Annotated in this window: 12 protein-coding genes; 10 read left to right on the top strand and 2 right to left on the bottom strand. The window is 63.1% G+C overall.

Going from position 1 to position 13360, the window contains the following annotated elements:
- Positions 1 to 942 (bottom strand): ABC transporter permease (locus tag EOS_RS16635; RefSeq protein ID WP_047847794.1); only part of this gene is annotated, 942 nt, incomplete at its 3' end.
- A 97-nt stretch (positions 943 to 1039) separates the two neighbouring features.
- Positions 1040 to 2056: an ABC transporter substrate-binding protein gene (locus EOS_RS16640; RefSeq protein ID WP_047847795.1), complete on the bottom strand. Its 1017-nt coding sequence runs from the start codon at positions 2054 to 2056 to the stop codon at positions 1040 to 1042.
- A gap of 141 nt (positions 2057 to 2197) precedes the next feature.
- Here EOS_RS16640 and EOS_RS16645 point away from each other — a divergent pair, with 141 nt between their 5' ends.
- From EOS_RS16645 to EOS_RS16690, 10 genes are all read left to right on the top strand, one after another.
- Positions 2198 to 2971 carry a LamB/YcsF family protein gene (locus EOS_RS16645; protein ID WP_047847769.1) on the top strand — a complete coding sequence of 258 codons (774 nt, stop codon included), beginning with the start codon at positions 2198 to 2200 and terminating at the stop codon, positions 2969 to 2971.
- 46 nt (positions 2972 to 3017) lie between these two features.
- Positions 3018 to 4238, top strand: a complete 1221-nt coding sequence (locus EOS_RS16650; protein ID WP_047847770.1) for a pyridoxal phosphate-dependent aminotransferase — start codon at positions 3018 to 3020, stop codon at positions 4236 to 4238.
- Positions 4235 to 4975, top strand: coding sequence for a 5-oxoprolinase subunit PxpB (gene pxpB / locus EOS_RS16655; RefSeq protein ID WP_047847771.1), 741 nt, complete (start codon positions 4235 to 4237; stop codon positions 4973 to 4975). Before EOS_RS16650 ends, pxpB begins: the two co-directional genes overlap by 4 nt.
- Positions 4972 to 5982, top strand: a complete 1011-nt coding sequence (locus EOS_RS16660; protein WP_047847772.1) for a 5-oxoprolinase subunit C family protein — start codon at positions 4972 to 4974, stop codon at positions 5980 to 5982. Before pxpB ends, EOS_RS16660 begins: the two co-directional genes overlap by 4 nt.
- 20 nt (positions 5983 to 6002) lie before the next feature.
- On the top strand, positions 6003 to 6782 hold the full coding sequence (locus EOS_RS16665; protein WP_047847773.1) for a LamB/YcsF family protein: 780 nt from the start codon (positions 6003 to 6005) through the stop codon (positions 6780 to 6782).
- A gap of 129 nt (positions 6783 to 6911) precedes the next feature.
- On the top strand, positions 6912 to 8516 hold the full coding sequence (locus EOS_RS16670) for an ABC transporter substrate-binding protein (RefSeq protein ID WP_047847796.1): 1605 nt from the start codon (positions 6912 to 6914) through the stop codon (positions 8514 to 8516).
- Between the two features lie 45 nt (positions 8517 to 8561).
- Positions 8562 to 9548: an ABC transporter permease gene (locus tag EOS_RS16675; protein WP_047847774.1), complete on the top strand. Its 987-nt coding sequence runs from the start codon at positions 8562 to 8564 to the stop codon at positions 9546 to 9548.
- A 7-nt stretch (positions 9549 to 9555) separates the two neighbouring features.
- Positions 9556 to 10395, top strand: a complete 840-nt coding sequence (locus tag EOS_RS16680) for an ABC transporter permease (RefSeq protein ID WP_047847775.1) — start codon at positions 9556 to 9558, stop codon at positions 10393 to 10395.
- Between the two features lie 3 nt (positions 10396 to 10398).
- The gene (locus tag EOS_RS16685) at positions 10399 to 12105 is read left to right on the top strand and encodes a dipeptide ABC transporter ATP-binding protein (protein ID WP_047847776.1); all 1707 of its coding nucleotides are present in this window, start codon (positions 10399 to 10401) and stop codon (positions 12103 to 12105) included.
- Positions 12102 to 13355 carry a Zn-dependent hydrolase gene (locus EOS_RS16690; RefSeq protein ID WP_047847777.1) on the top strand — a complete coding sequence of 418 codons (1254 nt, stop codon included), beginning with the start codon at positions 12102 to 12104 and terminating at the stop codon, positions 13353 to 13355. The genes EOS_RS16685 and EOS_RS16690 overlap by 4 nt, the downstream gene beginning before the upstream one ends.
- Positions 13356 to 13360: the final 5 nt, after the last annotated feature.

The following is a 13360-nucleotide window of genomic DNA, read 5'->3' on the forward strand; positions in this document are numbered from 1 at the left end:
GCCGCCTGGCGTGCGCCGTGCGCCGCTCGCGCTGCTGCCTTTGCTGGCCGTGCCGCTGATCAGCTGGTCCAGTCCGAACCACCGGTTGAAAAGCCACATCGATATCAACACGGTGACCAGCAACATGCCAGCCAGGGCGGCAGCCAGTCCCCAGTTCAGTTCTTCCGTGATGTTGTACGAGATCAGTTCGGCCGCCATGCGTTGGCCCGGACCGCCCATGAGCGACGGCGTGATGTAGTAACCCACGGCGTTCATGAAGACGATGATCGCGCCCGCTATTGCACCCGGGCTGGTCAGCGGCAGCACCACATGGCGCAATATGCTGGCGGAGCGCGCACCGAGGCTTTGCGCCGCCTGCACGAGCGTGGTGTCCATCGCGCGGAACGAGGCATAGAGCGGCAGTACCACGAAAGGCATGAGCACGTGGGTCATGCCGATCATCACGCCCGTGAAGTTATACAGAAAGGCAATGGGCGCATCGACGATGCCGACGCTGGTCAGCAACGTATTGAGTGGCCCGTTCTTGCCCAGCAGCGCGATCCAGGCCGCGGTGCGTACCAGCGCGCTCGACCAGAAAGGCAGCAGTACTGCAAAGAACAGCAGGCGTGCTGCCGCCGGCGGCACCGTGGCCATCAAATAGGCGAGCGGGTAGCTCATCACCACGCACGACACCGTGACCGCTGCGGCAATGGTGAAAGTATTGCCCAGCACGATGCGATAGATCGGTGTATCGAGCACGTGCCGGTAGTGGGCCAACGTGAGCGTGCCGTCGTGGTAGAAACTTTCTTTGAGAAAGCCGGCAATCGGCCCGACGAAGAACAGCAGCAGGAACAGCAGCAGGGGCAGGACGGCGAGAATGGCCGCGTGGTTCCGGCTGCGCCGTATCCGTGCAGTGGCGTCCGTGCGCGCGGCGTGGGGCGGGAGGGGGGCGGTGCTTGCCATCGGTGTTCCAGTTTATCCGCCGGCTCTCTGGCCCGGTAAAGGCGAAGAGGCGGAGGGCAGGTTACAGGGCAATGCGGGCAATGCGGGCAACGCGTGCCTAGCGGGCACGGATCTGGTTGTAACGCTCGGTGATGGCCGGGCCGTTCTTGTCCCAGAACTCCGAGTCCAAGAACAAGGCGCTCTTCAGGCGCTCAGGCGTAGACGGCAGACGCTGCTTGCGCGCGTCGTCAATCAGCGGGAAGGCGGCTTCGGTTGTCGGCCCGTAGGCGATGTACTTGCTGAACTCGGCCTGGTTCTTCGGCTGGCTCATGTAGTTGAGCAGCTTGATGCCTTCGGCGCGATGCGGCGCGCCCTTGACGAGGGCGAAATAACCGACCTGCGCCACCGCGTTACCCCAGCCCATCTGGATCGGCAGTCCCGAATCCATGCCAGCCTGAAAACGGCCGTTCCAGCCGAGGGCCATGACCGCCTCGCCGCTGGCGAGCGCACTCACCGGCTCGGCACCGTTCTTCCACCACACGGCAACATACGGCTTGATCTTCTCGATCTGCTTCATCGCGCGATCCATGCCCTCGGGGGTGGACAGCACCTTGTAGACATCGGCGGGCGCAACGCCGTCGGCAATCAGCGCGGCCTCGATCACGGTCGCCGGGTCGTCCTGCAGTGTGCGCTTGCCGGGAAACCTGGCGACGTCCCAGAAGTCGGCAAAAGTACTCGGCTGCGGCTTGCCGGCCGGGAACGCCTTGGTCGAAAAACCGATGTTGGTCGAGAAAATCTCCGACGGCACACCGTAGTCATTGCGGGCACCCGCAATGACGTGAGTCTGGTCGACCATGGCCGGCGTGATCTTCTCGAACACGCCGAGCTTGATGCCGCGTGTCAGCCGGGCGCTGTTTTCAGTCACGACGTCCCACGCGACGGATTGGGTATCGATCATCGCGCGGATCTTGGCGACCTGCGGATCGGTGTCTTCCTGCACCTTGATGCCTGTCTCCTTGGCAAAAGGCTTGAGCCAGGCTTCGCGGATTGCGTTCTGGTAGGCGCCGCCCCAGCTCGCAAAATCCAGTTCGGCCGCCTGCACGGCCCCGCTCAGGAGAGCCGCGGCGGCCACCACGGCACAGCTCATCTTTTGCAACATGCTCGTCATCAATTGCTCCGCTTGGAAGAGGTTCACTCCGGGTTCCCGCCATTGGCACGCACATTGCATGCCAATGGCATACCAAACCCGCAAGGGCGTATTTTTCCAAGGGAAAAAATGTCAGAGGTGGACCTGAATTCGGATCTGGGCGAAAGCTTTGGTCCTTACAAGATGGGCGATGACGAGGCAATGCTGGGGTTGATTACGTCGGCCAATGTCGCCTGCGGATTTCATGGCGGCGACCCGGTCGTGATGCACCGTACTGCGGCGCGTGCCCTGGAAGGGCGCATCGATATTGGTGCACACCCAGGGTTCAATGACCTCTGGGGCTTCGGTCGCCGCAAGATTGTCGGCGACAGCGCGGCCGACATCGAGAAGATGCTGATCTATCAGATCGCAGCCCTGCAGGGCATGGCCCGTGCCGTCGGTCACCGCGTGACTCATGTGAAGCTGCATGGGGCGCTGGCGACGCTGGCTTTCGATGACAGGGACCTGTCGGAAGCGTTGGTGCGGGCGATGCGCGTCCTGGATCGCGACCTGATTCTGGTTAGTACACCTCACAACGAGACTGAACGGGCTGCCCGCCGCGGCGATATCCGCGTGGCCTGCGAAGTGTTCGCCGATCGCCTCTATGGGGACAACGGGCTGACACTGCCCCGAAGCGAACCTGGTGCAGTCATCCATGATCCGGCGGAGGCCGCAGCGCTTGCCCTGCGGATGGTTGACGAACAGGCCATTCGCACCGTGAGCGGCGCCAAGGTCGGCATGCCGGTCCACACGATCTGCGTGCATGGCGACAACCCGCACGGCGTGATCATCGCTGCCGCAGTCCGCGCCGCGCTCGAAGGCGCGGGCATACGTGTGCGGCCGATCAGCGAACTGGACATCTGAAAACGTTTCTTCATCGCAAGAATGACCGGATCATCACAAGGAATTCATGTCTTCCGCTCTTACCGCCGCTTATCTTTCCGACCGATTGCTTGTGCTCAAACCTTCGGCCACCGGCGCCATGTCGCAGGCAGCCCGCGAACTCACCGCCCAAGGGCGTTCGATCATCAGCCTTAGCGAAGGCGAGCTTGATTTCGATACGCCGGTGCATATTCAGCACGCGGCGATCCGGGCAATCGTGCAGGGCGAAACGCGCTATACCGATGTGGGTGGCACGCCGCGTCTGAAGGCCGCCATCGTCGACAAGTTTCGTCGTGACAATGGCTTGTCGTATGAGAGCAGCGAAGTCATCGCGTCGACAGGGGCGAAGCAGATTCTCTTCAATGCGTTTCTGGCTACGCTCAATGAAGGCGATGAAGCGATCGTCGTTGCGCCCTACTGGGTCTCGTACACGGAAATGATCCGCCTGGCGGGCGGCATACCCGTGAAACTCATGCCACATGCCGGGCAGGGGTTCAAACTGCAGCCGCAGGATCTGGCGCGAGCGATTACGCCGAAGACGCGCTGGCTCGTGTTGAATTCGCCGTGCAACCCATCGGGGGCACTGTACTCGGCCGACGAACTGCGCGCGCTCGCCGACGTGCTGCGCGATCATCCGCGCGTGCTGGTGATGTCGGACGACATCTATGAGGAAATCGTTTTCGACGGCACGTTCTGCTCCTTTGCGCAGGCGTCCCCCGGCATGAGCAGCCGGACATTGACGATCAACGGTGTATCGAAGGCCTACGCCATGACAGGCTGGCGGCTCGGCTATGCGGGCGGGCCGCGCTGGCTCATCAAGGCACTCGAGATGCTGCAGTCGCAGAGCACCAGTAATCCGAGCTCGATCAGCCAGGCTGCGGCACTGGCCGCGCTCGAGGGACCTCGCGCGTTTCTCGATGAATGGCGCGCGAGGCTTCGGGAACGCCGGGCGCTGGCGCTCCGCATTCTCGCATCGGCTGCACCCTTGCTCACGCTCGGAGAGCCGCCGGCAGCGTTCTACCTGTATGCGGACTGTAGTGCGGCGATCGGCAAACGTACGCCCGAGGGTGTGCTGATCGAAACGGATGCTGATCTTGCGCGCTATCTGCTGCACGATGCAGGCGTCGCAGTGGTGCCCGGCACGGCGTTTGGCATGGCGCCATACCTGCGGCTGGCCTATGCCGTATCGGACTCACGCCTGCAGGAAGCCTGCGAGCGGATTGTCGCTGCCTGCCTGAGGCTCGCATGACCGGCCGTGAAGAGACGCTCTCGTGCGAGCGTGCATTCCCACGTATCGAAGCGCTGGGCGATCGCTGTCTGATGGTCCGCTTTGGCGACCGGATCGACCCGGCGACCACCCGCGAGGTGCATTCGCTCACGGCCTGGCTGCTGGCTCACATGCCGACAGGGGTCGTGGACGTTGTGCCCGCCTTCACGACGGTCGCGCTGCATTATCTGCCTGAGCGCCTGCCGCGTGCCGGGGGTTCTCCCTACCGGCAACTCGCCGACTCGCTTGCGGCGCTGCTCGAAGGCGGCATTGCGCCAGTCGAACAGAGTACGCGGCTGGTCGAGGTGCCGGTCTGCTATGGCGGCGAGTACGGCCCCGATCTCGATGACGTCGCGCAGCGCTGCAATCTCACCACGGACGAAGTGATCCGTCTGCATGGTGCATCGGAACTGGTCGTGCAGACGTTCTTCTTCTCTCCGGGCAATCCGTTCGCGGGCCCGCTTGATGCACGGCTCACCGTGCCGCGTCGCACCACTCCCCGCGCGCGCGTCGAGGCGGGGTCGGTAGCGATCGCCAACGGCCTGTCGTCGATCTATCAGGTCGCGTCACCCGGCGGGTGGAACGTGATCGGACGAACGCCATGGAGCATGTTCGATCTCGCGTGGACGCCTCCAACGCGCCTGCGGCTCGGTGACCGCCTGCGCTTTGTGCCGGTGTCGCCTGAGAGGTTCGCGAGCATGGACGAGCGCCGGTCATGATGCACGTCGACAAACCCGGGGTTTTTTCATTGCTGCAGGATTGCGGGCGCTACGGGGTGCAGCGGCTCGGCGTGCCGGTCAACGGTGCGATGGACGAATGGTCGCACCGCGTGGCGAACCTTCTCGTCGGCAACGGCAAAACGGCTGCAACACTCGAATGTACGTTGCAGGGCCCGCACCTGCGGTTCGATCATGACACGCTGATCGCTGTCACCGGCGCCGACATGGAGATCGTGATCGACGGTGTGCAGGCGCCTCGCAACCGGGCGGTACTCGTTCGACGCAACGCGACGCTTGCGTTCGGCAAGCGCACGGGCGGAGCACGCGCTTATCTGGCGGTGCGCGGCGGTTTTGCGACCGAACCGGTGCTGGGCAGTCGCAGCACGTTCGTCCGCGGAGCATTCGGCGGCTTCGAGGGGCGCGCGTTGCGCAAAGGAGATCAGGTGCCGCTGCATCCGGCAGACGCGGGTTATCCGGAGCTTCAGGCCGCGCTCATCTCATCCGGCATGCCGTTCGTGAATGGTCCGGTGTTCCGCTTCCAGTCCCACGCTGCTCCGATGGGCGCATGGCGCTTCATTACCGGGCCGCAGTGGGATGCGTTCAGCGACAAGGCCAGGCAGTCCTTCACCCATGACGTATTTCGCATCGATGCCAGATCCGACCGGATGGGTTATCGACTCAATGGTCCCGTGCTCGACCTGAAACATCCGCTTGAGATGGTGTCCGAAGCCGTCAACTTCGGCACGATCCAGGTCCCGCCGGACGGGAACCCGATCGTCCTGATGGCTGATCGGCAAGGCGCGGGCGGCTATCCGAAGATCGGCTATGTGATCAGCGCCGACTTGCCCGCGCTTGCGCAGGCGTTGCCGGGAGACGCCGTGGGTTTTCTTCCGACGACGCTGGATGAAGCGGAGCAAGCCTATCTGGATCGGGAGGACCGGCTTGAGATCCTGCGTGCTGCCATCCGAAAGACGCTGCCCGAAGCGCTGGCGCACGACCCGACATGACCTTTTCCACACGGACGACAATGGCATCGATTGATCTCAATTGCGACATGGGCGAGAGTTTCGGCCCCTGGACGATGGGTAACGACTCAGCGCTTCTCGACTATGTGACTTCCGCGAACGTTGCGTGCGGTTTTCACGCGGGGGACCCGCAGACGATGCACCATCTGGTCGCGGCGGCCAAGGCCGGCGCGGTGGCGGTCGGAGCTCATCCGGGGCTGCCGGACCTGCAGGGCTTCGGCCGCCGCGAGATGGTGATCACGCCGCAAGAAGCGTATTCCCTCACGGTCTACCAGGTCGGCGCGCTGGCCGGATTCACGCGGGCGCTCGGCATCAGGCTGCATCACGTCAAGACGCATGGTGCGCTCTATCAGATGACCGCACGCAACGTGGCGCTGGCCGATGCGATCGCAAGCGCCGTGCGCGATGTCGACGCGGAGCTGATTGTCTACGTGGCGAACCCGAACATGGCACAGGCTGCGCAACGTGCCGGGCTGCGCGTCGCTTTCGAAGTCTACGCAGACCGGACGTACCAGGACGACGGTACGCTGACGCCGCGTCACATGCCGAACGCGATGATAGAGGACGTCGGCGAGGCCATTGCACAGGTACGACGCATGTTGCATGACGGTGTGGTGCGTTCGCTGAACGGCAACGACGTGCCGGTCGTTGCCGATACCGTGTGCATTCATGGCGATCAGCCGGGCGCGCTCGCCTTTGCGCAGCAATTGCGGGCCGGACTCGAAGCTGATGGCATCACGATTCGCGCGCCCGGAAGTGCCTGCATGACCGATTGCATGTGACAGCCGAAGCGGCGCACAAAGGACTTACGTAACCTCGCTACCCACCCGCTATCAAGCGGTGGTGTAAACGCAACCCGCTTTTTGCCGGAATCTCCGATGTTCAATACGACAACCTTGCTTGGATCCGTCATGAACGCCTCGAAAAGGACTACTGATTTTAGTGTATGGCGGCAGCGAATTCGAGCCGTACTGGGCGCGACGCTAGCGGCCGGCGCCGTTTTGACCACGCCGGTCCAGGCACAGGTACGAGGCGGCACCTTGCAGGCGATCGCGCAGCCTGAGCCGCCGTTGCTGATGCTCGGACTGAATCAGCAGACGACCACGCAATACGTCGGGGGAAAAATCTATGAAAGCCTGCTGACGTGGACGCCCGATCTGAAGCCGGCGCCGGGCCTCGCGAAAGCGTGGCGCATCTCGGATGACGGCAAGGTCTACACATTCGACCTGCAAACAGGAGTGAAATGGCACGACGGCCAGCCGTTCACCGCCGACGACGTCGTGTTCAGCATCGACAAGTTCCTGCGGCAGGTGCATCCGCGTGCCCGCGTCATCATCAACCAGTTCGTCGAGTCGATCAAGGCGACCAGCCCGGCACAGGTCCGCATCGTGCTGAAGACGCCGTTTCCCCCGTTCCTGAAGGCATTCGTCAGCGACAACATGCCGATGGTGCCGAAGCATATCTACGACGGCACCGACTTCGCATCGAACCCGGCGAACCAGCATCCGATCGGCACCGGACCGTTCAAATTCCAGGAATGGAAAAAAGGGCAGTACATCGTGCTCGTCCGCAATCCTGATTACTGGAGGCCGGGGCTGCCTTACCTGGACAAGATCGTGTTTCGCGTCATTCCGGATGCCGCGTCGCGTTCAGTGGCGTTCGAGCGCGGCGATGTGCAGGTGCTGAGCAGCGGCGATGTGGACAACGTCGACGTAAAGCGTCTCAAGGCATTACCGAAGGTGACCTATACGCTCAATGGCGCGGAGATGTTCTCAAAGCTCGCCTACGTACAGATGAACGAGCACAAGCCGCCGTTCGACAACATCAAGGTGCGTCAGGCGGTGATGGCTGCGATCAATCGCAAGTTCATCGTCGACAATATTTTCTTCGGGATCGGCAAGGTCGCGACCGGTCCGATTTCATCGACCACGCCGTTCTACGACGCTCATGTCACGCCCTATACCTACGACCCGAAGAAAGCGCGGCAACTGATCGCCGAGTCTGGTGTCGATCTGTCGAAGACGCCAATCAGGATCCTGTCGTACCCGTACGGCTCCGCTTGGGACCGGCTTGCCGAGTACACGAAGCAGTGCCTTGAACAGGTCGGCTTCAAAGTCAGCATCGAGGCTGCCGACCCGGGCACGTGGGCTACGCGTGTGTCGAATTTCGATTTCGACATGACCTTCAGCTTCACGGCCCAATACGGCGACCCGGCGCTCGGCGTCTCGCGTCTTTACCTGAGCCGCAACGAGGTCAAGGGCTCGCCGTTCGTCAACAACGAGGGTTATCGGAACCCGAAAGCCGACGAATTGTGGGATCAGGCTGCAGCAGCCACGTCGAACGACATGCGCCAGAAGCTTTATTCGCAGCTTCAGCAGATGCTCGTCGACGACGTCGCGAACGGCTATCTGTTCGAAATCCAGAACCCCACGCTCTACCGGAGCAACATCCACAACCTCGTGACGACCGCGATCGGCCTTAACGATACGTTTGCCGATGTGTACCTGGACAAGTGACGTGCAAAGGCCTGTCCGGCAGCCATCGCCGAGGAGAATCGTTTCATGAAATTGCTATACATCGTTGCTGCGCGGCTCGGCAAGGCGGTGACCGTCGTCGTGGGCGTTGTCATCATCAACTTTCTCCTGATCCGGCTCGCGCCCGGCGACCCCGCTTCGGTCATGGCCGGGGATGCCGGCGCGTCCGACACCACCTACGTCGAGCAGTTGCGGCACCAGTTCGGCCTCGACAAGCCGCTCTACGTCCAACTGGGTATCTACCTGAAGGGCATTGCGCACCTCGATCTGGGGTACTCGTATCAGCAGCGCGTGCCGGTGCTGTCGCTGATCCTCGATCGCTTGCCGGCGACGCTGCTGTTGATGGGGTGCGCGTTCGTGTTCTCGCTCGCGGCCGGCGTGCTGCTCGGTGTGTTCGCGTCGAGCAGCCATTACGCGCGGCGCAAATGGATTGACAGCGCAGTGATGGGCGGCGCGCTGCTGATCTATGCGACGCCGCAATTCTGGCTCGCGCTGCTCGCCATCATCTTCTTCTCCCTGCAACTTGACTGGCTGCCGGCGTTCGGCATGGAAACCGTCGGTGCGGGTTACGTCGGCATCCAACGCGTTGGCGATGTCGCGCTGCATCTGGTGCTGCCCACGATCTCGCTCGGCTGTTTCTTCATGGCCGTGTATGCGCGTCTCACGCGCGCGTCGATGCTTGACGTGCTCGGCATGGACTTCGTCAGGACAGCCCGGGCGAAGGGCACGCCGCCCGGGCAGATCATCCGCCGTCACGTATTGCGCAACGCGCTGCTGCCGGTCGTGACGCTGGCGGGGATCCAGCTCGGACAGCTCGCGGGAGGGGCGGTGCTCACCGAGACCGTGTTCGGCTGGCCGGGCATCGGACGCCTGATGTTCGACGCGCTCTTTCATCGGGACTACCAGTTGTTGCTCGGCGTATTTCTGGTCACTTCGACGATGGTTGTCGCGTTCAATCTGTTGACGGACCTGGTCTGCCGATTGATCGACCCGCGAATTCAGGCAAGGAGTTGAGCGCGACATGAGACATTTTCTACGCAGGTTCCTGGCACACAAAGGTGCGGCGTTCGGTACCTTCGTGCTGCTCGGCGTCGTGCTCATTGCGGCGTTCGCATCCGTCCTCTACGATCAATCGCCGTGGATGATGGTCGCGCAACCGCTGATTCCGCCATTCACGGATCCGGCCCATCCGTTCGGCACCGACATGCTAGGCCGCGACATTGGCGCGGGGCTGGTGTTCGGCACGCGCGTGTCGCTGCTGATCGCTGTTGTCTCGACCGCGATGGCAGTGCTGATCGGCGTGCTTACCGGCGCGGTCAGCGGCTATTACGGTGGCTGGGTCGACGATCTCCTGATGCGCTGGACCGAGTTTTTCCAGACGATTCCCCAGCTTGCGATGGCGCTGGTCCTGGTGGCCATTTTTACACCGTCGGTCTATTCGATTGTCGGCGCGATTGCCGTGGTGTCGTGGCCGCCCGTGGCCCGTCTGGTGCGCTCGGAATTCATGACGCTCAAGGAGCGCGAGTTCACGCAGGCAGCCATCGTGATCGGACAGCGGCCAAGCCGGATCATCTTCACGCAGATCCTGCCGAATGCCGTATCGCCGATCATCGTCACCGCTTCATTGATGACCGCGACCGCGATCCTGACCGAGTCGGCGCTGTCGTTCCTCGGCCTCGGCGACCACGACCTGATGAGCTGGGGCTTCATGATCGGCGCCGCGCGCACGATGCTGCGCGACGCACCGTGGATGAGCGTATGGCCCGGCGTCGCGATCCTGCTCGCGGTCCTCGCAATCAATCTCGTTGGCGAAGGCCTGAACGATGCACTGAACCCGCAATTGCGCAAGAGGGGGGAGTAGTCCGTGAACCCGAGCCATCATACGAACGCCGCACCGTTGCTGTCAGTGCGTGACTTGAGCATTGCGCTGCCTGCGGGCGGTGAGCGTGCCTACGCGATTCGCAACGTGTCATACGACATTTATCCGGGAGAGATCCTGTGCATCGTGGGCGAATCGGGATCGGGAAAGTCGATGAGCGCGAACGCGATCATGGGCCTGTTGCCCGACACGATACGGGCACAGCAGGGCAGCATCCTGTTCCGCGGCCTCGACCTGCTGGCGCAAGACGAGCGCACGCTGAGGGGCATGCGCGGCAAGGATATGGCGATGATTTTTCAGGAGCCGCTGTCCGCGTTGAACCCGCTTGCCACTGTCGGCGACCAGGTCGCCGAAGTGATGCGCGTGCACGGGGCCTACCCTGGCGCCGCGCGTAAGCAACGCGTGCTCGACCTGCTCGGCTTCGTAGGGCTGCCGGAGCCCCGGATGCTTTACCACGGCCGGCCTTTCCAGCTTTCAGGCGGGCAACGCCAGCGCGTGATGATCGCGATGGCGCTTGCGCTTGAACCGTCGTTGCTGATTGCGGATGAGCCGACCACCGCGCTCGATGTGACGACGCAGGCGCAGATCCTCGCGCTTATCGCCAGGATCCAGCGGGAGAAAGGCATGGGCGTGATGTTCGTCACGCACGATTTCGGTGTGGTGGCCGAGATTGCTGATCGGGTGGCCGTGATGGAAAAAGGCGTGCTGGTCGAGCAGGGACTTGCGGCACAGATCCTGAATGCGCCGGCGCATCCTTATACGCAACGCCTTATCGCGGCCGTTCCGCACCTGCGCCGTACCGCGGCGCGCGCCACGGTTGCGGCGGCTCCCCCGGTGCTGGAGATCGACGGTCTGCGCAAGACGTACGTGACAAGACACGGCGGCTGGCACAAGCGGACCGTGCAGGCCGTCGACGGCGTGAGTTTCAGCGTGCGCCGCGGAGAGACGCTGGGCATTGTCGGTGAGTCGGGGTCCGGCAAATCGACGATCGGGAAATGCCTGCTCAAGCTGACCGGCATCGACGGCGGTGCGATCCGTTTCAACGGGGTCGACATCGCGCCACTCATAGAGCGGCGCTTTCGCACGCAGCGCAAGCACATCCAGATGATCTTTCAGGACCCGTTCGCTTCGCTCAATCCGCGTCATACGATCGGGCGCACCCTGTGCGATGGTCCGGTTGCGAACGGCGTGCCGAGGCAACAGGCCGAGCGGCAGGCCCGCGAGTATCTCAGGCTGGTCGAACTCGACGCTTCGGCATTCGATCGTTATCCGAACCAGTTTTCCGGTGGGCAACGTCAGCGGGTGGGGATAGCCCGCGCGTTGATGCTCGAGCCGCAAGTGCTCGTTGCCGACGAATCGGTGTCCGCCCTCGATGTGTCCGTGCAAGCCCAGGTGCTCAAGTTGCTGCAGGACCTGCAACAGCGTCTGCAGATCGGACTGATCTTCATCACGCACGATCTGCGGGTTGCCGCACAGATTTGCGATGCGGTGCTCGTGATGCATCGCGGCAAGGTCGTCGAGCGGGGCAGTCCGGCCGACATCTTCGACACACCAGCCCATCCGTATACCCGCACGCTGATCGACGCGATCCCGGGGCGAAATTGGCAGCCGCCCATGGCTGTTCCCGGCCCCGCAAACGCTGGTGCCGCTCCGTCTGCGGACGCATCCATCCTGCAACAGGACGGCCCATGACGCTCGAACCGGACTTCAACCTGGCGTGCGCGCTGTTCGAGCGATTGCGTGCTGAAAGTTTCGACGGCGTTGGCATTACGCGCGATTCATATGGGGCAGGCGAGCAATGTGCGCACGACGCGGTGGAAGAAGCGGCGCGCGGCATCGGGCTCGAAATCAGCACCGATGCCGCGCTGAACCTGTACATGACACTGCCTGGGCGGGACCGCGCCGCGCCCGCCCGCATGACCGGTTCGCATCTCGATTCGGTGCCTTGCGGAGGCAATTTCGACGGCGCTGCGGGGGTCGTGGCCGGACTCGCGGTGTTGTCTGGCTGGATCAGGGCCGGTCATGTACCACGTGCCGATACAACCGTGATGGCGATCCGTGCGGAAGAGAGCGCATGGTTTCCCGTGTCCTACGTCGGCAGTCGCGCGGCGTTCGGCTTGCTGCCGCCCGACGCACTTGACGCGGCACGCAGTGATTCCGGAGAGCGCCTTTCAGCCTGTCTCGCGCGCCTCGGCGGTGATCCGGAGAAGGTGCGTGCGGGCATTGGACATCTCGATGCAGCGCGAATTGAGTGCTTCATCGAGTTGCACATCGAGCAGGGACCCGTGCTGATCGACGCAGGAGACGAAGTGGGCATCGTCAGCGGGATCTGCGGCAGTCTGCGCTATCGCGGCGCGCGTGCTTTCGGCGTGTATGCGCATTCCGGTGCGACGCCGCGCAGCCATCGCCAGGATGCAGTGCTCGGCGTGTCGGCGTTCGTCATCGCACTGCATGCAGCATGGGCGGAACTGGAAGGCGCGGGTCACGAGCTGACGGTTACGGTCGGGCGTTTTGCCACCGATCCATTGCGCGCAGACTTCAGCAAAGTCTCGGGGTGCGTCGATTTTTGTATCGACGTGCGTTCGCTCAGCCTGTTGACCCTCGGTGCAATGGACAAACGCATCGGCGAGGCTGTGGCGCAGGTTGCCGCTACATTCGGCGTGCGCATCGAACTAGGCGCGCAGACCCGCAGCGCCCCGGCACAGATGACTGACGCTCTGCGCTCGGCGTTGCTCGATGAGGCGAAGTGCCTGGCAATACGAACACGCGAGATGCCGAGCGGCGCGGGTCACGACGCCGCCGTCTTCGCAACTCAGGGGGTGCGGACCGCAATGATCTTCGTGCGCAACGCGAAAGGCAGCCACAACCCCGACGAGGCCATGAACCTGGCGGACTTCGCCCAGGGCACGCGGCTGCTCTCTCAAGTCCTGCAAGGCAGATAACCGTC

Origin of the sequence: Caballeronia mineralivorans PML1(12) (assembly GCF_001028175.1) — a bacterium.
Taxonomy (GTDB): Bacteria; Pseudomonadota; Gammaproteobacteria; order Burkholderiales; family Burkholderiaceae; genus Caballeronia; species Caballeronia mineralivorans.